21 protein-coding genes and 3 pseudogenes are annotated in these 19395 nt (G+C 69.4%); all 24 read left to right on the forward strand.

Annotation, left to right across the window (positions count from 1 at the left end; all coding sequences use genetic code 11):
• Nucleotides 1-582 carry a HupE/UreJ family protein gene (locus ULB03_RS22790; protein ID WP_322485388.1) on the forward strand — a complete coding sequence of 194 codons (582 nt, stop codon included), beginning with the start codon at nucleotides 1-3 and terminating at the stop codon, nucleotides 580-582.
• 13 nt (nucleotides 583-595) lie between these two features.
• Complete coding sequence (cybH, locus tag ULB03_RS22795) at nucleotides 596-1333, forward strand: Ni/Fe-hydrogenase, b-type cytochrome subunit (RefSeq protein WP_322485389.1); 738 nt, start codon at nucleotides 596-598, stop codon at nucleotides 1331-1333.
• 233 nt (nucleotides 1334-1566) lie between these two features.
• Nucleotides 1567-2283, forward strand: a complete 717-nt coding sequence (locus ULB03_RS22800; RefSeq protein WP_322485390.1) for a HyaD/HybD family hydrogenase maturation endopeptidase — start codon at nucleotides 1567-1569, stop codon at nucleotides 2281-2283.
• Nucleotides 2283-2615: a HypC/HybG/HupF family hydrogenase formation chaperone gene (gene hypC / locus ULB03_RS22805; RefSeq protein ID WP_322485391.1), complete on the forward strand. Its 333-nt coding sequence runs from the start codon at nucleotides 2283-2285 to the stop codon at nucleotides 2613-2615. The genes ULB03_RS22800 and hypC overlap by 1 nt, the downstream gene beginning before the upstream one ends.
• Nucleotides 2616-2655: 40 nt before the next feature.
• On the forward strand, nucleotides 2656-3054 hold the full coding sequence (locus ULB03_RS22810; protein WP_322485392.1) for a thioredoxin domain-containing protein: 399 nt from the start codon (nucleotides 2656-2658) through the stop codon (nucleotides 3052-3054).
• 10 nt (nucleotides 3055-3064) lie between these two features.
• Complete coding sequence (locus ULB03_RS22815) at nucleotides 3065-3934, forward strand: hydrogenase expression/formation protein (protein ID WP_322485393.1); 870 nt, start codon at nucleotides 3065-3067, stop codon at nucleotides 3932-3934.
• On the forward strand, nucleotides 3931-4155 hold the full coding sequence (locus ULB03_RS22820; protein ID WP_322485394.1) for a rubredoxin: 225 nt from the start codon (nucleotides 3931-3933) through the stop codon (nucleotides 4153-4155). Before ULB03_RS22815 ends, ULB03_RS22820 begins: the two co-directional genes overlap by 4 nt.
• Complete coding sequence (hybE, locus tag ULB03_RS22825) at nucleotides 4152-4694, forward strand: [NiFe]-hydrogenase assembly chaperone HybE (protein ID WP_322485395.1); 543 nt, start codon at nucleotides 4152-4154, stop codon at nucleotides 4692-4694. Before ULB03_RS22820 ends, hybE begins: the two co-directional genes overlap by 4 nt.
• Nucleotides 4691-5656 carry a hypothetical protein gene (locus ULB03_RS22830; protein ID WP_322485396.1) on the forward strand — a complete coding sequence of 322 codons (966 nt, stop codon included), beginning with the start codon at nucleotides 4691-4693 and terminating at the stop codon, nucleotides 5654-5656. Before hybE ends, ULB03_RS22830 begins: the two co-directional genes overlap by 4 nt.
• Complete coding sequence (hypA, locus tag ULB03_RS22835) at nucleotides 5656-5997, forward strand: hydrogenase maturation nickel metallochaperone HypA (protein WP_322485397.1); 342 nt, start codon at nucleotides 5656-5658, stop codon at nucleotides 5995-5997. Before ULB03_RS22830 ends, hypA begins: the two co-directional genes overlap by 1 nt.
• The gene (hypB, locus tag ULB03_RS22840; RefSeq protein ID WP_322485398.1) at nucleotides 5997-6950 is read left to right on the forward strand and encodes a hydrogenase nickel incorporation protein HypB; all 954 of its coding nucleotides are present in this window, start codon (nucleotides 5997-5999) and stop codon (nucleotides 6948-6950) included. The genes hypA and hypB overlap by 1 nt, the downstream gene beginning before the upstream one ends.
• Nucleotides 6951-6961: 11 nt before the next feature.
• A complete protein-coding gene (locus tag ULB03_RS22845; protein WP_322485399.1) occupies nucleotides 6962-7234 on the forward strand; it encodes a HypC/HybG/HupF family hydrogenase formation chaperone in 273 nt (90 codons plus the stop codon).
• Complete coding sequence (hypD, locus tag ULB03_RS22850) at nucleotides 7231-8373, forward strand: hydrogenase formation protein HypD (protein WP_322485400.1); 1143 nt, start codon at nucleotides 7231-7233, stop codon at nucleotides 8371-8373. The genes ULB03_RS22845 and hypD overlap by 4 nt, the downstream gene beginning before the upstream one ends.
• Nucleotides 8370-9419 carry a hydrogenase expression/formation protein HypE gene (gene hypE, locus ULB03_RS22855; protein WP_322485401.1) on the forward strand — a complete coding sequence of 350 codons (1050 nt, stop codon included), beginning with the start codon at nucleotides 8370-8372 and terminating at the stop codon, nucleotides 9417-9419. The genes hypD and hypE overlap by 4 nt, the downstream gene beginning before the upstream one ends.
• A gap of 12 nt (nucleotides 9420-9431) precedes the next feature.
• The gene (locus ULB03_RS22860; RefSeq protein ID WP_322485402.1) at nucleotides 9432-10799 is read left to right on the forward strand and encodes a sigma-54-dependent transcriptional regulator; all 1368 of its coding nucleotides are present in this window, start codon (nucleotides 9432-9434) and stop codon (nucleotides 10797-10799) included.
• Entirely contained in the window at nucleotides 10769-10957 is a 189-nt protein-coding gene (locus ULB03_RS22865; protein WP_322485403.1) for a helix-turn-helix domain-containing protein, read from the forward strand. The genes ULB03_RS22860 and ULB03_RS22865 overlap by 31 nt, the downstream gene beginning before the upstream one ends.
• Before the next feature lie 3 nt (nucleotides 10958-10960).
• Nucleotides 10961-12229: a PAS domain-containing sensor histidine kinase gene (locus tag ULB03_RS22870; RefSeq protein ID WP_322485404.1), complete on the forward strand. Its 1269-nt coding sequence runs from the start codon at nucleotides 10961-10963 to the stop codon at nucleotides 12227-12229.
• 54 nt (nucleotides 12230-12283) lie between these two features.
• Nucleotides 12284-13309 (forward strand): NADH-quinone oxidoreductase subunit B family protein, encoded by a 1026-nt coding sequence (locus ULB03_RS22875; RefSeq protein WP_322485405.1) that lies wholly within the window; start codon nucleotides 12284-12286, stop codon nucleotides 13307-13309.
• A gap of 122 nt (nucleotides 13310-13431) precedes the next feature.
• Nucleotides 13432-14565: pseudogene (locus ULB03_RS22880) on the forward strand (nickel-dependent hydrogenase large subunit); the annotation flags it as partial.
• 187 nt (nucleotides 14566-14752) lie between these two features.
• A pseudogene (locus ULB03_RS22885) lies at nucleotides 14753-14842 on the forward strand (acylphosphatase); the annotation flags it as partial.
• 269 nt (nucleotides 14843-15111) lie between these two features.
• Nucleotides 15112-15969, forward strand: a pseudogene (locus tag ULB03_RS22890) (Sua5/YciO/YrdC/YwlC family protein); the annotation flags it as partial.
• The gene (locus ULB03_RS22895) at nucleotides 15954-16358 is read left to right on the forward strand and encodes a hypothetical protein (RefSeq protein ID WP_322485406.1); all 405 of its coding nucleotides are present in this window, start codon (nucleotides 15954-15956) and stop codon (nucleotides 16356-16358) included. The pseudogene ULB03_RS22890 and the gene ULB03_RS22895, both read left to right, overlap by 16 nt.
• Nucleotides 16355-17074, forward strand: coding sequence for a Kae1-like domain-containing protein (locus tag ULB03_RS22900; protein ID WP_322485407.1), 720 nt, complete (start codon nucleotides 16355-16357; stop codon nucleotides 17072-17074). Before ULB03_RS22895 ends, ULB03_RS22900 begins: the two co-directional genes overlap by 4 nt.
• A gap of 250 nt (nucleotides 17075-17324) precedes the next feature.
• Nucleotides 17325-19235 (forward strand): methyl-accepting chemotaxis protein, encoded by a 1911-nt coding sequence (locus tag ULB03_RS22905; protein WP_322485408.1) that lies wholly within the window; start codon nucleotides 17325-17327, stop codon nucleotides 19233-19235.
• The last annotated feature ends 160 nt before the right edge of the window (nucleotides 19236-19395 follow it).

Here is a 19395-nt window from a genome sequence, read left to right on the forward strand (position 1 = left end):
ATGAAGACGTTCATCACGAAATCGGTCCCCCGCGTCTCGGCGGCTGTGCTGGCGGCGGGCTTCATCACCACCCCGGCCTTGGCACATCCGGGGCATGACGGGGGATTCGCCGACGGCATCCTCCATCCGCTGACGGGTCTGGACCACCTGGCGGCCATGGTGGCCGTGGGCCTGTGGGCGGCCACCCGGCCGGCGGCGCGCGCCTGGCAGGCGCCGGTGCTGTTCGTCGCCATGCTGGCGGTCGGCGCGCTGGCGGGCGTGGCCGGCGGCGCCTTCGCGCCCATGGACACGATGGCCGCGCTGTCGGTGACCCTGCTAGGCCTGATGCTGATCGTGGCCCCGCTGCTGCCCGACGCCGCGGGCCTGGGCCTCATCGCCCTGTTCGCCCTGGTGCATGGCTATGCCCATGGCATGGAGGCGGGAGGCCATCTGCTGGGCTACTTCGCCGGCTTCATGGTGGCGTCGGCCCTGCTGCACGCCGCTGGTTGGCGCCTCGGCGGCGGCCTGCTGGCCACCCGCTGGGGGCGTCTGGCCTCCGGCCTGACCTTGGGCGTCGCGGGCCTCGCGCTCGCCGCGCTGTAAGGGGGGACGCGCCATGAGCGAGGCCTCCCTGGGAGCCCCCAAGGCGGGAACACACAAGTCGGGAGTCCATCAGGAAGAGGCGGTCTACGTCTATGAGGCGCCGGTGCGCTTGTGGCACTGGGCCAATGCCGCGGCTATCCTGGTGCTGTGCGTCACCGGCTATCTGATCGGCTCGCCCCCGCCATCCATCCATGGTGAGCCAAGCGCCCATTTCCTGTTCGGCTGGATCCGCTTCCTGCATTTCTCGGCGGGGCAAATCCTGGTCGTCGGCTTCGTCTTCCGCTTCTACTGGTCCTTCGTGGGCAACACCCACGCCCGCGAAATCTTCCGGCCGCCGGTGTGGCGCAAAAGCTTCTGGCTGGGCGTGATCCATGAGATCCGCTGGTACGCCATGCTGGAAAGCGAGCCCAAGAAATACAGCGGGCACAACCCGCTGGCCATTCTGTCCATGCACGTCCTGTTCGTGTGGGGCACGCTGTTCATGATCGTCACCGGCCTTGCCCTGTATGGCGAGGGCCAGGGGCCGGGCTGGATCCACCGGCTGTTCACCAGCTGGGTCATCCCCCTGTTCGGGCAAAGCCAGACGGTCCACACCTGGCACCACATGGCCATGTGGGTGATCGTGATCTTCGCCATCGTCCACATCTATGCCGCCGTGCGGGAGGACATCATGTCCCGCCAGTCCATCATCTCCTCGATGTTCTCCGGGTGGCGCACCTTCCGGGACGGCGGGCCGACCGACGAGCACTGAGGTCCAGGCAAGTTTCCAATCAGGAAAGGGGGCTTCGCGGCCCCCTTTTCCATTTGGCAAATTTCCTTCCAATCAACCTTCCAATTGGAAGGTTTCTATCCAGTGGGGCGACGGGGGCGGCCTGTCCGTCCCCAGGGCTTCAGCCATTTCGGCGGTGAACGGTGCGGTGGCATGCCCCTTGCTGAATACCTGCCCAACATCCGGCAAGTTGGATGATAGGGGAGTGAGAACGCGTGGAAGTGACGACCGCAAGCGGGCCCCGCGTGCTGGTGCTGGGCATCGGCAACCTGTTGTGGGCCGATGAAGGGTTCGGTGTGCGGGCGGTGGAGCATATGCACCGCCACTATGCCTTTCCCGCCCATGTCCGCCTGATCGATGGCGGCACCCAAGGCATCTATCTGGTCCAGGAAATCCGCGAGGCCGACATCCTCGTCGTCTTCGATGCCGTCGACTATGCCCTGCCGCCCGGCACCCTGAAGCGGGTGGAGGGGGCGGAGGTGCCGAAGTTCCTGGGCGCCAAGAAAATCTCCCTGCACCAGACCGGCTTCCAGGAAGTGCTGGCCATGGCGGAGATGATGGGCGACGGCCCCACCCACCAATTGCTGATCGGCGTGCAGCCGGTCGAACTGGAGGACTTCGGTGGCAGCCTGCGGCCGGAGGTCAAGGCCCAGGTGGAGCCGGCCATCGCGCTGGCGCTGGACTATCTGGCGGGCTTCGGCATCGCCGCCATCCCGCGCCCCGTGCCGCTGCCGGTGGAGCAGGGGATCGGATCGCTGGAAATGATATTGGAACGTTATGAGGCCGAGCGGCCGGACGAGGGGGCGGCCTTCCGCGGCGGCGACGCGCGGGTCCTGGGCGCTGGCGGCTGGACCGGGCCGGCGGATTTCGAGGCGGAGATGCAGGCCCTGGTTGCCGGCCCCCTGGCGGGCGCGCCGGGGACGGGCGCCTGATGTGCATCGGCATTCCCATGCAGGTGGTGGAGGCTGGCGCCGGCCAGGCCCGCTGCCGCTCCGGCGCAGACATCCACTCCATCGACACCAGCCTGGTGGGCGACGTCGCCCCCGGCACCTGGCTCATGACCTTTCTGGGTGCCGCGCGGGAGGTGATGAGCGCAGAGGCCGCCCAGCGCTCCCTCGCGGCGCTGGCCGCCCTGGACGCGGTCATGCGCGGGGAGCCCGCCGACCTGGATGCCGCCTTCGCCGACCTGATCGGCCGCGAACCGCGATTACCCGACCATTTGCTACCCGACCATTTGCGCCCCACCCCGGAGCCTGAAGCATGAGCGATGCACGTGATGATTTTTCCCCCTGCTGCGGTCCGTCATGGGTCGGCGCGGCTATCAGGTGGTGACGGAGGCGGCGCTGGTGGAAGTCTGCGCCGGCCAGCCACTGGCCGTGCTGTTCCTGGCGGGTGACCACTGGCGGGTAGCGGAGAGCGATGATGTCGCCGCCATCCTGCCGGAATTGGATGACGCCATGGGCGGCCATGTCGTGCCGCTGATCGCCGCGCGGGCGGACGAACGCGCCCTGCAGCGCCGTTTCCGCTTCGCCCGCTACCCCGCCTTGGTCTTCCTGCGCCTGGGTGACTATCTGGGCGCCATCGAGGGCATCCGCGACTGGGCGGATTACATGCGCGAGATCCCGGAGATCCTGGAGCGTGAACCCAGTGTTCCCCCCGCCTTCCGCCTGCCGGCCGGCTGCGGCACCGACGCCGTGCATTGAGGAGAGAGCGATGACTGATCTTATGGCTCCCGCCGGTGGCGCCCTGGTCGGGCCCGGCAGCCAGCCCACGGACTTTGACGGCGGCCGGCTGGATTACATGGTCATGCCCGATGGCATGGCCGTCTTCTCCGCCGCCAACGTGCCGGAGGCCGACGTCGCCCAGGCGGTGCCCCAGGGTGTCGCGGCGGGGGAGGCCATCCTGGCGGCCCTGGGTCGTGTGGTGGACGGTGCCCGCCCGCAGCAGGTGGACCTGACGCACCTGGATGCCGCCAACCTGGCCTTCATCGACCAGTTGTTGGGCGAGGGCGAGGTTTCGGTGATGTTCGGCACCGACGTCCAGGTCCAGGAGTCCGTCCTGGCGGGCGTGTGGCGGGTGCGGGAAAGCGATGCCTGCGGCCGGCGCGTCCGCGACTATGTCGATTGCGGCCCTTTCCCCACCGGGCTGGTGGATCGTGCCTTCGAGGGTGCGCGGGCCCAGGCCATCCTGCCGGAAACGGCGCGTCCCAATATCTTCAACGCGCCGCCGCTGGTCGCCGAGATCAATGAGCACATCCCCGGCCTGGGTGCCGCGGGTGGGCCGGGCGCGCCGGGCCATGTCATCAATCTGTCCCTGCTGCCCCATACCGAGGAGGATCTGGCCTTCCTGGATGAGGCGCTGGGGCGCGGCGGTCTGGTCATCCTGTCGCGCGGCTATGGCAACTGCCGCATCCGGTCGACGGGGACGCGCGGCTGCTGGTGGACGCAGTACTTCAATTCCCAGGACACGCTGATCCTGAACAGTATCGAGATTTGCGGCCTTCCGCAGGTCGCCCTGGCGGCGGCGGAGGACCTGGCCAATTCCGCCGAGCGCTTGCGCGAGATCATGGAGATCTATCGGTGACGGACCATTTCTTCGCTGGATCGTTCGGGGGCGACGTCAGCAAGATCGGCCCCCAGACGAAGCTGGAGTGCAAGATTTGTTGGCATGTCTACGACCCGGCGGTGGGCGACACCTACTGGCAGGTGCCGCCGGGCACCGCCTTCGCGGACCTGCCGGAGCATTGGACCTGTCCCGAGTGCGACAGCGCCAAGGCGGGTTTCATGGTGATTGCTGACGAATGACCGACGCGCTCGCCCTCTCCACCCGCATCGAGGCCGCCTTCGACCGCATCGCGGTGACGCGCATGGCCGGCGTGCCGGTCATGAATCCTGCGCTGTCGGTGGCCCTCCGCGGGCTGCATCGCCATGGTGGACATTGGGTCGGCGTGCTGGTGACGCCCTGGTTCATGAATCTGCTGCTGGTGCCCGTGGCGGACGAAGCGCCCCGGCGGGTGGGGGAGAAGGCGGCCCTGGCGCTGCCGTCCGGCAGCTATGAAGCCATCTGGGGGCATGAGGACGACCTAGGCGGGTATTGGAGTTGTTCCTTGTTCTCCCCCATGTTCGACTTCGTGGACCAGGAGACGGCCATCGCGACGGCCGACGCCGCCCTCATGGAGATCATGGCGGTGCCGGAGGCGGGGACCGGTGATGGCGCCGGCGATGACGGCATGGCCATGATCTGGGCGGGGAACACTTCCGCCCCGCCGCCGACCCGGACCGAGCCGCCCCCGCCGCTCAGCCGCCGGGCGCTGTTCCGCCTGGGTGAAGGGGCGGGCCCATGACCCGGCCCGCCATCCTTGTGCGGCTGCCCGGAGAGGCCGGGGACGCGGTGACCTTGAGCTACACGCCGCGCGGGGACATCATCGGCCTGTTGGCGGCCGTGCCGGTGAAGCGGGTCCCGGCCGTGGTCCGGACGCTGTTCGCCGTCTGCGCCCATGCCCAGGGGCATGCGGCGGAGCTGGCGGTGGAGGCCGCCCTGGGCCTGGAGGCCGCGCCGCAGACGCTGGCGGAGCGTGAAATCAGGACATGGACGGAAGTGGTGCGGGAGCACGGCTTGCGCATCTGCCTGGATTGGGCCCGCCTGCTGGGGCAGGCACCGGACCTGCCCCGCGCGCGCGCCTTCGTGGCGCTGTCCGCCACGGACGATCCCACGGCGCTGATCACGGATGCCGTGACCGGCTTGTCGCCGGAACAATGGCTGGCCATGACCTCCACGGGCGAATTGGCCCGCTGGGCGGGCGCTGGGCGCACGGTGGCGGCCCGCTTCATCGCCACCCTGTTCGACGCGGCAATGCTGACGTCGCCGGGGGCCGTCGACCCGGGGTCGCTGGCGGCGCGCCATGCCGATCACCCCCTGCTGGCCCGGGCCCTGCCTGCCGGGTCGCTCATCGCGTGCCATGTCGCCAGGCTGATCGATCTTTGCCGGGTGCCGGCGCGCCTGGATGCGTTGCGCACGGCTGATGACACCGCCCTTTTGCGTGGCCTGTCCCTGGGGCCGGGCTTGGGAATGGCGTCGGTGCCCTGCGCCCGGGGCACTCTGGTTCATGAGGTCGGCGTGGTGGCCGGGCGGGTGGAGCGCTATCGTATCCTGTCGCCCACGGATCGCGCCTTCGCCCCCGGTGGGTGGGCGGAACGGCAGGTCCAGAGGCTGTGCGCCTGGCCGCCCGCTGACCGCGCGCGAGGGGCGGAGGTGATGATGCTGGCGCTGGACCCTTGCGTCGACTATGCGGTCGAGGTGGCCTGATGCATGAGATGGCCATCTGCGAGAACATCCGCCTCCTGATCGAGGAACAGGCCCGCACCCAGCGCTTCAGCCGGGTGGACCGGGTGTGCCTGGAAATCGGTGTCCTGTCCGGCGTGGAGGTGGAGGCGTTGCGCTTCGGCTTCGATGTCGTCATGCGCGGCAGCGTGGCCGCCGACGCCCGGCTGGAGATCGTCGAGACGGCCGGCACCGCCTGGTGCCTGCCCTGCGCCATGACCGTGTCCATCGGCCGGCGCTATGATCCTTGTCCCCGCTGCGGTTCGCACCAAGTGCAGGTGTCGGGCGGGGAAGAAATGAAGATACGCGAATTGGAGGTGACGTGATGTGCACGGTCTGTGGATGCGGCGAGGGCCAGGTCAAGATCGAGGCCGATCCTCATGGACATGATCACCACCATGATCACCACCACCATGATCACCACCACCATGATCACCACCACCATGATCACGGGCACGACCATGATCATGGGCATGACCATCACCACGACCATGGCCACGCCCACCATCACCATGATCACCATCATCATGGCCCGGATGGGACGCTGGATTATGGCGCCGGGCCTGCGGGCACCGCCGTTCCGGGCATGAGCCAGGCGCGCCTGATCCAGTTGGAGGCCGACATCCTGGGCAAGAACAACGGCTATGCCGCCGCCAACCGCGCCCGCTTCGCAAAGGCCGGCATCCTGGCGCTGAACCTGGTGTCCAGCCCCGGTTCGGGCAAGACCACGCTGTTGTGCCGTACCCTGGCCCTGCTGGCGGGCGAGTTCCCCTGCGCGGTCATCGAGGGGGACCAGCAGACCAGCGCCGATGCCGATCGCATCCGGGCCACGGGCGCCCCCGCCATCCAGATCAACACCGGCAAGGGCTGTCACCTGGACGGGCACATGGTGGGCCACGCCGTGGACCATCTGAACCCGCCCGACGCCTCCGTGCTGTTCATCGAGAATGTCGGCAACCTGGTCTGCCCGGCGGCCTTCGACCTGGGCGAGGCGCACAAGGTGGCGATCCTGTCGGTGACGGAGGGGGAGGACAAGCCCCTGAAATACCCCGATATGTTCGCCGTCGCCGATCTGGTGCTGATCAACAAGACGGACCTGCTGCCCCATCTCGACTTCGACGTTGACCAGGCCATGGCCAACGCGCGCAAGGTCAATCACCGGGTGCGCCTGCTGCAGGTTTCGGCCCGCACGGGCGAAGGCATGGCGGCCTGGCTGGACTGGATCCGGGGCGCCCGCCTGATGGCGCTGTCCGGCCGGCCATCGCAGGCGGCGGAATAGGGGGCGGGATCATGTGCCTGGCCATACCCGCGCTGGTGACGGCGCTGCATGACGGCGCGATGGCGAGCGTCTCGGTCGGCGGCATCGCCAAGCAGGTCTCCGTCGCCCTGCTGGAGGAGGTGGCGGTGGGTGACTACGTGCTGCTGCACGTCGGCTACGCCCTGCACCGCGTCAGTGAGGAGGAGGCGCGGCGCACCCTGGTCATGATGGCCGAGGCGGGACTGCTGCAGGCCGAGGTGGCTGACATGGTGGGGCTGCCGGAAAGCGCGGGGGTGGGGGCATGAAATACGTGGACGAATTCCGCGACCGCGACCTGGCGCGCACCCTGGCCGCCGCCATCGCCGTGGCGGCTGACCCGGCGCGCGATTACAACTTCATGGAATTTTGCGGCGGGCACACCCACGCCATCTTCCGCTATGGCGTGCAGGACTTGGTGCCGGCCAATGTGCGCTTCGTCCACGGCCCCGGCTGCCCCGTCTGCATCCTGCCGGCCCGCCGCCTCGACGACGCCATCGAGTTGGCGGAGCGGCACGGTGTCATCCTGTGCAGCTACGGCGACATGCTGCGCGTGCCGGGCAGCGGTCGGCGCTCGCTGCTGAAAGCCAAGGCCGACGGTGCCGACGTCCGCATGGTCTATTCGACGCTGGACGCGCTGGATATCGCCCGGGCCAACCCGGGGCGCGAGGTGGTGTTCCTGGGGATCGGGTTCGAGACCACGACGCCGCCCAGCGCGGTCGCCATCGCCCAGGCCCAGGCGGAGGGCATCGCCAACTTTTCCGTCTTCTGCAACCATGTGCTGACCCCGCCGGCCATCCGCCACATCCTGGAGGCGCCGGAGATCGACCCCAGCCAGGCCGCCCGACTGGATGGCTTCCTCGGCCCGTCGCACGTCAGCGCGGTCATCGGCTCCCGGCCCTATGAGTTCCTGGCCGCCCGCTATGCCAAGCCGGTGGTCATCGCGGGCTTTGAGCCGCTGGACGTGATGCAGTCGGTCCTGATGCTGATCCACCAGGTGAACCAGGGCCGCGTGGCGGTGGAGAACCAATACACCCGGGTGGTGACGCGGGACGGCAATGCCAAGGCGCAGGGGCTGGTGGACCGTATCTTTGAGCTGCGTCCCAGTTTCGAATGGCGCGGCCTGGGGAGCGTGCCGGACAGCGCGTTGGCCATTCGGGCGGAGTATGCCGCCTTCGACGCCGAGAAGCGCTTCACCCTTAGCGAAAAGCAGAGCCGTGAAACCAAGTCCTGTGAATGCCCCGCCATCCTGCGCGGTGTGAAAAAGCCGAAGGACTGCAAGCTGTTCGGCAAGGCCTGCACGCCGGAAACGCCCATGGGCGCCTGCATGGTCTCCTCCGAAGGGGCGTGCGCCGCCTACTGGACCTACCGGCGGATGGAAACCCTGGCGGAGATGGCGGCCGAATGACCAACCCGCCCCCCGATCTTTCCGGTGCCCCTGATCTTTCCGGTGCGGTGGACATGAGCCATGGCGGTGGCGGCCGGGCCATGGCGCGCCTGATCCGCGATATCTTCCTGCGGCACCTGGCCAACCCCCTGCTGGATCAGGGGCATGACGCCACCTGCCTGGACCTGGGCTCCGGCCGTATCGCCATGACGACCGACGCCCACGTCATCTCGCCCCTGTTCTTCCCCGGCGGCGACATCGGATCGCTGGCCGTGCACGGCACGCTGAACGATCTGGCCATGGCCGGCGCCCGCCCGGTGGCGCTGACCGCCGCCTTCATCATCGAGGAAGGCTTCCCCCTGGCGGACCTGGACCGCATCGCCGCCAGCATGGGGCGGGCGTCCCGCGATGCCGGCGTGCCCGTGGCGACCGGCGACACCAAGGTGGTGGAGCGCGGCAAGGGCGACGGCGTCTTCATCACCACCAGCGGCGTCGGCGTGGTGCCGCCGGCCTTGGACATCAGCCCGCGCCGCTTGCGCCCGGGGCAGGCCATCCTGCTGTCGGGCCCCATCGGCGACCATGGCATCGCCATCCTGTCCAAGCGCCAAGGCCTGGAATTCGGCACCGAAATCCGGTCCGACAGCGCCGCCCTGCACCGCATGGTGGCCGATATGGTCGCGGCCGTCCCGGCGGGTATCGCGGTCTTGCGCGACCCCACCCGGGGCGGCCTGTCCGCCACGCTGAACGAGCTGACCAACGCCGCCGGCGTGGGCATGCTGCTGGACGAGCGGGCCATTCCGGTCCGGCCCGAGGTGGCGGCGGCCTGCGAACTGCTGGGCCTCGATCCCCTCAACGTCGCCAACGAGGGCAAGCTGGTCTGCGTCTGCGAGCCGGAGGATGCGGAGACCGTGCTGGCCGTGATGCGCGGCCATGCGGAAGGCCGTGACGCGGCGCGGATCGGTCATGTTACCGTGGACCGGCCCAGTTTCGTCCGCATGACGACCGCCATCGGCGGCCAGCGCGTGGTCGATTGGCTGTCGGGCGAACAGCTGCCGCGCATCTGCTAGCGGAGAGGAGCGATGGCCGAGTCTTCCACCGATCTGCCCACCATACTGATCGTCGATGACGAGCTGCGCTCCCTGGAATCGCTGCGGCGCATCCTGGAGGAGGATTTCGAGGTGCTGACCGCCGCCAGCACCGTCGAGGCCGAGCGGCGCCTGGCCGACAATCTGGTGCAGGTGGTGCTGTGCGACCAGCGGATGCCGGAACGCACCGGCGTGGAGTTCCTGACGGAGGTGAAGGAACGCTGGCCGGATGTGGTCCGCATGATCATTTCCGGCTACACCGACGCCCACGACATCATCGACGGCATCAACCAGGCGGGCATATTCCAGTACATCACCAAGCCCTGGCACCCCGAGAACCTGCTGCTGACGCTGAAGGGGGCCTGCCGCCTCTACACGCTGCAGCGGCAGAACGAGTTGCTGGCGGTGGAAATGAAAATGCTGCCGGCCGCCGCCTCCCGCGTGGTTGGGGAGCGGAAGGAGAAGCTGCGCCGCGCCTACAGTTTCGACGACGGCATCGTCCGCGCCAAGGGTAGCCCCATGGATGTGGTGTGCGGCAGCCTGGCCCAGGTGGCGCCCTTCGACGTGCCGGTGCTGCTGTTCGGTTCCTCCGGCACGGGCAAGGAGTTGGCGGCGCGCGCCCTGCATTATGGCTCCCTGCGCTGGAACCAGCCCTTCGTGGTGGAGAACTGCGGCGCCTTGCCCGACGAACTGCTGGAAAGCGAGCTGTTCGGGCATAAGAAGGGCGCCTTCACCGGCGCCATCGAGGACCATGTCGGCCTGTTCGAACGCGCGGACGGCGGCACCGTGTTCCTGGATGAGATCGGCGAAGTCTCCCCCGCCTTCCAGGTCAAGCTGCTACGCGTGTTGCAGGAGGGGGAGATACGGCCGCTGGGCGGCTCCCGCACCCGCAAGGTGGACGTGCGCGTGATCGCCGCGACCAACAAGGATTTGGAGGAGGAGGTGCGGGCCAAGCGCTTCCGCGCCGACCTATTCTACCGCCTGGCCGGGATGATCATCCGCTTGCCCGACCTGAAGGACCGCAAAGGCGACGTGCCGCTGCTGGTGGAGGCCTTGCTGGACCGGGCCATGGCGCAGATGGGCAAGCGTGTGCCCGGCATTTCGCCGGAGGCGCTGGAGTGTCTCGCCCGCTACGACTGGCCCGGCAATGTCCGCGAGTTGCAGAACGAGGTGCAGCGCCTGGTGGTGCGCGGCACCGAGGGGCGGCGGCTGGAGGCGGACCTGCTGTCCCCCACATCCTGCGGGCGGAGCCGCAGGGGGCAGGCGCCCGCGAGGACGACTTCACCGACATCGCCGGCTTGGCCGGCGACCTGCGTGAGCGGGTCAGCGCCATGGAGGCGCGCATCATCCGCGAGACGCTGATCCGCCACCGCTGGAACAAGAGCCAGGCGGCGCGGGAACTGGGGCTGTCGCGGGTGGGCTTGCGCGCCAAGCTGGAACGCTATGGGCTGGAGAATGTCCACCCGCTGGCGCCCCCTGCGGCGCCCCCTGCGGCGCCCAAGCGCATGGCGGGGGGCTGAGCCATGGGCAGCCACGACCCGGCGCTGCCCTTTGGTGACGCGCCGCCCGATGGGGATGGCGAGGGCGAGCAGCTGTGGATCGACGTCATCCGCCGCATGGACGTGGTCTACAGCGACCTCGTGGCCTCGCAAGTGGCGCTGGAGGAACAGAACCAGCGCCTGCAGCAGGCGCGCGACTTCATGCAGTCGGTCCTGGGGGCCATGAACGACGTGCTGATCGTCTGCGATGCCGCCGGCGCGGTGCTGCGGGTCAACGCCGCGCTGACGACGGCCTTGGGGCGGGAGGAGGGTGACCTATTGGCCGCCCCCTTGCTGGACCTGTTCGACCCCGCCGACCATGCCGACATCCGGGCCTGCCTGGCCAACGGGCAACCGATCGAGGACAAGAGCTGGCACCTGCTGGCCGCGGATGGCCAGCGGGCGGCCGTGTCCGTCAACGGCGCCCCCCGCCGCGACGCGCGGGGCCGGTATGCCGGCATGGTGCTGGCCGGCCGGCCCATTGGCGAACTGCTGCGCGCCTATCGGGACCTGGACAAGGCCCACCAACGCCTGCGCCAGACGCAGCAGCAACTGCTGACCTCGGAAAAGATGGCGGCCCTGGGCCGGCTGGTGGCCGGGGTGGCGCATGAACTCAACAACCCCATCAGCTTCGTCTTCGGCAACATGTACGCGCTGAAGCGCTACGGCGCCGCCATCACCGGCTATCTGGCCGCTATCGACGCCGGCAAGCCGCCGGCGGAGTTGGCGGCCCTGCGTGACAGCCTGCGCATCGACAAGGTGCTGGCCGACATCGGCCCCTTGGTGGACGGCACCCTGGAAGGGGCGGAGCGGGTGCGCGACATCGTGCAGGATCTGCGGCGCTTCTCCTCCAACCAGCGGGAGGAGCCGGAGGCGTTCAACCTGGTCCGCCTGATCCACACCGCCATCGACTGGGTGATCAAGGCGCAGCGCACCAAGCCGGAACTGCGGCTTGACCTGCCGCCGCAGGTGGAGATCGTGGGCCGCAAGGGGCAACTGCATCAGATTCTGGTCAATCTCATGCAGAACGCGGTGGACGCGGTGGAGGGCCGCGACGGGGCGCTCATCCGGATCGCGGCGGGCCAACAGGATGGCTGGGTCGTGCTGACGGTCAGCGACAACGGCCCCGGCGTGCCGCCGGAGAACCAGAACAAGATCTTCGAGCCTTTCTTCACTACCAAGCCCATCGGCAGCGGCACAGGGCTGGGGCTCTATGTCAGTTACAACATGGCGGAAAAGTTGGGGGAAGCCTGAGTTATGTGGACGCGGAAGGGGGCGGCGCCACCTTCACCCTCAAGGTGCCGGTCGATGACCGCGGTCTCTGAACCGACCCGGCCGCTGCGGCTGTTGTGGCTGCAATCCGGCGGCTGCGGCGGCTGCACCCTGTCGCTGCTGGGCGCGGAGAAGCCGGATCTGCTGACCGCGCTGGCCGTGGCCAATGTCGAACTGCTGTGGCACCCCTCCCTCAGTGAGGCGACGGGCGGCGAGGCCCGGGCCATCCTGGAGGCCGCGGCCGGCGACGGGCCGCCGGTGGATATCCTGTGCCTGGAGGGATCGGTGATCAACGGGCCGGGGGGCACCGGCCGGTTCCACCTGATGGCCGGGACGGGCAAGCCCATGCGCGACTGGGTCGCCGCCATCGCCCGCCGCGCCGGCTATGTCGTGGCCGTGGGTAGCTGCGCCGCCTTCGGGGGCGTCACCGCCGCCGGCGGCAATGAGGTGGAGGCGTGCGGACTGGCCTATGACGGCACCCGGGCGGGCGGCCTGCTGGGCGCGGACTTCCGCTCCGCCCGGGGCTTGCCGGTCATCAACATCGCCGGCTGTCCCATCCATCCCGGCTGGTTCACCGACACCCTGCTGCAGATCGGCGCCGGCACCTTGAGCGCAACCGACCTGGATGAGTGGGAGCGTCCGCTGGCCTATACCGCCCATCTGGTCCACCACGGCTGCGCCCGCAATGAGTTCTACGAGTTCAAGGCCAGTGCCGAGCAGCCGGGCGACTTGGGCTGCATGATGGAGAACCTGGGATGCAAGGGCACCCAGGCGCGGGCCGACTGCAACATCCGGCCGTGGAATGGCGGCGGCTCCTGCCTGGACGGCAACTACGCTTGCATCAATTGCACGGCGCCGGGGTTCGAGGAGCCGGGCCACGCCTTTGCCGTCACACCCAAGCTGGCCGGCATCCCCATCGGCCTGCCGACGGACATGCCCAAGGCCTGGTTCGTGGCACTGGCCTCCCTGTCCAAGGCGGCGACACCCAAGCGTCTGCGCGACAACGCCGCGCGGCCCACGCCCGCCCTTCTTCCCCATGACAAGCGCAAGGACAGCGCATGAGCCGCCTGATTGTCGGTCCGTTCAACCGTGTCGAGGGGGACCTGGAGGTGCGGCTGGACATCAGCGCCGGCATGGTGGCCGACGCCCGTGTTGTCTCCCCGCTGTATCGCGGGTTCGAGGCCATGCTGGTGGGCAAGCCGGCGTTGGACGCGCTGGTCTACGCGCCGCGCATCTGCGGCATCTGTTCTGTGTCCCAGTCGCTGGCGGCGGCGCGCGCGCTGGCGGCGACCGGTTCCGTCCCGGTGCCCGCCAATGGGGGACTGGCGGTCAATCTGATCCATGCGGTCGAGAACGTCGCCGACCACCTGACCCACTTCTACCTGTTTTTCATGCCGGACTTCGCCCGCGCCGTTTACGCGGGCGAACCTTGGCATGCCGACGCGGCGGCGCGGTTCGCGGCGGTGAAGGGCACAGCCGCCCAGGACTTCCTGCCCGCCCGGGCGGAGTTGATGAACCTGCTGGGCATCCTGGCCGGTAAATGGCCCCACACCCTGGCGATCCAGCCCGGGGGATCCACGCGCGCCGTGTCGCGGGCCGAACTGGCGCGGCTGGGCGCCCTGCTGGCCGGCTTCCGCCGCTTCCTGGAACGCGTCCTGTTCGCCGATGCGCTGGAGGCGGTGGCGGCCCTCTCGACCCGCGACGCCTTGCTCGCCTGGGCGGAGGCCGCGCGAGGCGACTTCGCCTGCTTTGTCCTGCTGTCGCAGGCGACGGGCCTGAACCGCCTGGGCCGCACGGACCTGCGGCACATGAGTTTCGGCGCCTATCCGTCATCGGACGGGCCCTTGTTCCCGCGGGGCCTGTTCAGGCGGGGCGTCGGTGGCGTCCTGCCGGTGGACCGCATCACCGAGGATGTCAGCCACGCCTGGTATCAGGCCGCGCCGGACGGGGCGCCGCGGCCCCCCCGCGACCCGGGGATGCCGCCCGATGCCACGCGGGATGACGCCTATTCCTGGTGCAAGGCGCCGCGCCTGGAGGGTGAGGTGGCGGAGGTGGGCGCCCTGTCGCGCCAACTGGTCGCCGGGCACCCGCTGCCGCGCGACCTGGTGGCGCGGGATGGGGCGACGGTGGAGGCGCGGGTGGTGGCGCGGCTGCTGGAGGTCGCCCTGGTCACCATGGCCATGGAGCGCTGGCTGCGCGCCATCGATGCGGCGGCGCCTTTCATTGACCATACGCCCCTGCCGGCTGCGGGTGAGGGTGCCGGCCTGACGGAGGCCGCCCGGGGCTCGCTGGGCCACTGGGTGGCCATTCAGGGCGGGCGCATCGCCAACTACCAGATCATCGCCCCCACCACCTGGAACTTCTCCCCCGCGACGCCGCCGGTACGCCCGGGCCGTTGGAACAGGCGCTGCGCGGCGCCCCGGTGCGAGACGGGGAGACCGAGCCGGTGGCGGTACAGCACATCGTCCGCTCTTTCGACCCGTGCATGGTCTGCACGGTGCATTGATGGTGGCGCGTCGCATCCGCGTGCGGGGCCTTGTGCAGGGGGTGGGCTTCCGGCCCCATGTCTGGCGCCTGGCGCGGGCGCTGGACATCGCCGGCAGCGTCGCCAACGATGGCGAGGGCGTGGTCATCCACGTCTGGGGGAGGCCGCCACGCTGGATGGCTTCCAGAACCGGCTGGGCGAGGGGGCGCCGCCCCTGGCGCGCATCGATACCATTGAGGTGTGGCCGCATGACGGGCCGGCGCCCCAGGGCTTCACCATTGCCGCCAGCGCTGCCGGAACGGTGCGGACGGGCATCGTGCCCGATGCCGCCACTTGCCCCGCCTGCCGGGCGGAACTGTTCGACCCGGCCGACCGGCGCCAGGGCTACGCCTTCGGCAACTGCACCCATTGCGGGCCCCGGCTGTCCATCGTTCGCGCCATCCCCTATGACCGCGCCAACACGGCCATGGCGGCGTTCCCGATGTGCCCGGACTGCGCCGCCGAATACGCCAACCCCGCCGACCGCCGCTTCCATGCCCAGCCCACCGCTTGCCCCGCCTGCGGCCCCCGGCTGTGGCTGGAACCCGCCCCGGACGCGGGAACGGACCCGCTGGATGCGGCCGCGGCGCTGCTGCGGGCGGGCGGCATCGTCGCCGTCAAGGGCATCGGCGGCTTCCACCTGGCCTGTGATGCCACCGATACCACGGCGGTCACGGAACTGCGGCGGCGCAAGGCGCGCGATGCCAAGCCCTTCGCCCTGATGGCCCGGTCGGTGGACGAGGTCGGGCGGTATTGCCAACTGGACGACGCGGCCAGCACCCTGCTGCGGTCGCCTGCGGCGCCCATCGTGCTTCTGCCCCGACGGCCCGATGGCCCGCCACTGCCGGATGGACTGGCGCCGGACCAGGATCACCTGGGCTTCATGCTGCCCTATACGCCGCTGCATCACCTGCTGCTGGCACGTCTGGAGGGGCCCCTGGTGATGACCTCCGGCAACCGGTCGGATGAGCCGCAGGTGATCACCAACGAGGATGCGCGGGATCGCCTGGCCGGATTGGCCGATGCCTGGCTGATGCACGACCGCGCCATCCTCAACCGCCTGGATGACAGCGTCGTCGCCACCACGTCCGGTGCGCCCGTCGTCCTGCGCCGGGCGCGGGGCTATGCCCCGGCGCCGCTGCCCTTGCCGGCCGGCTTCGACGGCCTGCCCCCACCCTGGCCATGGGCGGGGAACTGAAGGCGACCTTTTGCCTGGTGCGGGATGGGCAGGCCATCCTGTCCCAGCACATCGGCGACCTGGAGAACGCCGCCGCCCTGGATGATTACCGCGCCATGCTGCGTCTCTACCGCGACCTGTTCGATTTCACCCCGGCGGTGATCGCGGTCGACGCGCATCCGGACTATCTGTCAACGACGCTGGGCGCTGCATTGGCGCAGGAATGCGGTGCCCGCCTGGTGCCCGTGGGGCACCATCATGCCCATATGGCCGCCTGCCTGGTTGATGGCGGCATCGGGCTGGCGGATGGCGCGGAGGGGGCCGTCGGGCTGATCCTGGACGGGCTTGGCCTGGGTGCGGATGGGACCCTCTGGGGGGCGAGATTCTGCGCGGGGGGTATCGCGGCGTGACCCGTGCCGCCCATATCGCCCCCGTGGCCCTGCCCGGCGGCGCCGCGGCGATGCGGGAGCCGTGGCGCAACCTGGTCGCCCACTTGCGCCATGCCTTCGGCCCCGCGTGGCGGGACCAGGCCACCCCGGTGCTGGACCGGCTGTCGGCCACCGCGTCCGTGGGCGTGCTCGAACGCATGATGGAGACGGGCACCAACGCGCCGCCCTGTTCCTCCGCAGGCCGGTTGTTCGATGCCGCGGCGGCGGCGCTGGGCATCCACACCGCGCGCATCGGGCATGAGGCCCAGGCCGCGATGGCGCTGGAGGCGCTGGCGCGCCCTTACATGGCCGCCGCCCACCCCTATCCGGTGGCATTCAGCCAACCGGCGCCGGTTGGGTCCCTGGTGGCTGGGCCCTTGGTTATCGGATGGTTGCCGATGTGGCGGGCGCTGTTGGCCGACCTTCAGGCGGACGAGCCGCCGGGCCTGGTTGCCGCCCGCTTCCATCGGGGGGTCGCCGATGCCTTGGCCACCGCCGCCGTGCGCCTGGGGGCGGGTGCTGGAACCTGGGTGCCGCTGTCGGGCGGGGTCCTGCAGAACCGCATTATCCTGGAGGAGATTCAGGTCCGCCTGAAAGCCGCCGGTTGCCGGCCGATAGCGCACCGGCAGGTGCCAGCCAACGACGGCGGCTTGGCGCTGGGGCAGGCCGTGCTCGCGGCCCTCATGGCGTCCGCTTAGGGGTATCATCGACCGCGATGATGCGGTCTCCCATTCGCGGTTGCTATCCGCCAACGTTAAGTATCTTGATTTTGTTTGAGGGAATATATATTTGCCAAAACACAGTTAATTCGCCGTACTATGTGTCTTTGATAAAATAATTCTGAATAATGGGCAGGCATGGCAGCGTTCCGTTTTGCGCCGTGGCTGGGCAAGATGGCGAATAATACGCTCAATGGACAATCGACGACCGTTCAACAGGTGTGTCCTCATGTCCGTCTCAAGCCATCGCCAGGAAACGTTCTTTGCTCCGGATTTGTCGGAACGGCTGCGAGGCCGCCTGGCCGATCTGGTGGCCGCCGCGCGTGCAAACTGGCGCGACGCCGCTGGTTCCGCCGATGCCCGGGACGCCGCCGCCGCCGCCCTGGCCGCTCACTGGCGCGCGGTGCTGGGCGGGGGAAGCGCGTCGGCTGATCTTGTCGCCGCCTGGGATAAGGCGGGCCTGGACGCCGGCGACCTCGCCCGATCCATGGCCGTGTTGCTTGAGGCGGCCGCCGCGCCCGCGCCGGCCCACGGTTTCTTCCACCGGCACGATGCGGGCGGGGAGGTCGCCGCCGTGGCCCGCCGGCTGAGCGCTGACCTGGGCGACTTGCTGGCCGCCCTGGCGCAACGGGACCGCGAGGCCCAAACCGCCCTGATTGACTCCATGGTGGGGAACATCGAGCGGAACGCCAACGACAGCGTTGATAGCCTGGTTTACTTCACCGACGATCTGGCCCGCTCGGTACGGGATCTGAACGTTGTCTGCACCCAGGTGGAGCAGAGCACCGAAGGCGCGCGGGCGGCATCCGCCGATACGCTCACCGCCGCCCAGACGGTGTCCAGCGCCGCGGAGGAACTGCACGCGTCCATCGCCGAAATCAATCACCAGGTGGGGGGCGCCCAGGGTTCCGTCGATGCCGTGGTGACGGAGACGGAGCGGACCAAGACCGTCATCGACAGCCTGGGGGAGGCGGCGCACGAGATCGGCGGCATCCTGACCATCATCCAGGACATCGCCGCGCAAACCAATCTGCTGGCGTTGAACGCCACCATCGAGGCGGCGCGGGCGGGCGAGGCCGGCAAGGGCTTCGCCGTCGTGGCCAGCGAGGTCAAGAGCCTGGCAAACCAGTCGGCGCACGCCGCCGAGGACATCGCCGCCAAGGTGGCCGGCATGCGCGCCGTCTCCCTGTCCGCGGCCGAGGCGGTCGACACGGTGCGGGGCGCTGTCGGCACGCTGTCGGCCATCAATGCCTCCATCGCCGCGGCGGTGGAGCAGCAGACCGCCGCCACCCAGGAGATCGCCCGCACCGTTTCCCTGGTGGCGGACAGCGCCAATCGTGTCTCCGCCCTGATGCAGGACGTGCACCAGGTCACCCAGTCGGCCACCACCATCGCCCGTGTGGTCGATGGCAGCGCCCACCGCATGCGCGAGGGGCTGGAGACGCTGCCGCCCTTGTTGAGCCGTGCCATCCGCACCTCGGCCGAGGCGGTGGACCGCCGGCAGGAGCGCCGCCGTCCCGCCTACATCGAGACCACGGTCAGCGGCCCCGCCGGTGAGGTGCATGGCCTGGTGCGCGACCTGTCCGAAACCGGCCTGTTCGTGGAGTGCGACCTGATGGTGTCGCCGGGCGCCCTGCTGTCGGTCCCCCTTGGCGCCGGCAATCCCACGGTCCAGGGCACGGTGGTCGCCCGCACCCATACCGGGGTCCACCTGCGCCTGGATGTCCCCCTGGATACGGCCCTGGTCAATCGCCTGGCGGAGGAGGGGGCGCGGTTGATGAGCCACTTGGCCATCGACGATCATCACGCCTTTATCGACAAGGTCACGGCTGCGGTGGCCAACGGGGGTGGCCTGATGGCGGCCGACCTGTCCACCCACCATTCCTGCCGGCTAGGCCGCTGGTATGATTCCGTGAGCGACCGCGCCACCCGTGACCTGCATGCCTATGTGGACATGGCCGAACCCCATGTCACCGTGCATCAGGAGGGGCGCAAGGCCCTGTTGGCCTTGGCCCAGGGTGACAAGCTCACGGCTGAACGGCACGTGGCCGCCATGGCGGCGGCGTCCGCCAAGGTGATCGGCGCGCTGGAGGCCTTGCCGGTGGAATTCAGCCGGTCGGTCCACCAGACGGCCGATTGAGAAGACGAACCCATCCGGTCCACGCCCGTGGCAAGCGCTTGCCACGGGCGTGGCCCCGGCGGGGCCTGCGTGGCTTGCTGGGCCAATGCGCAGCTGGCGTCACGGTGGTCACGAACCCGCATGGCCGACGGCTGACTTTCGTTGAAGCGTCACAGAAACT

This window comes from Nitrospirillum goiasense, assembly GCF_034427435.1.
Taxonomy (GTDB): Bacteria; Pseudomonadota; Alphaproteobacteria; order Azospirillales; family Azospirillaceae; genus Nitrospirillum.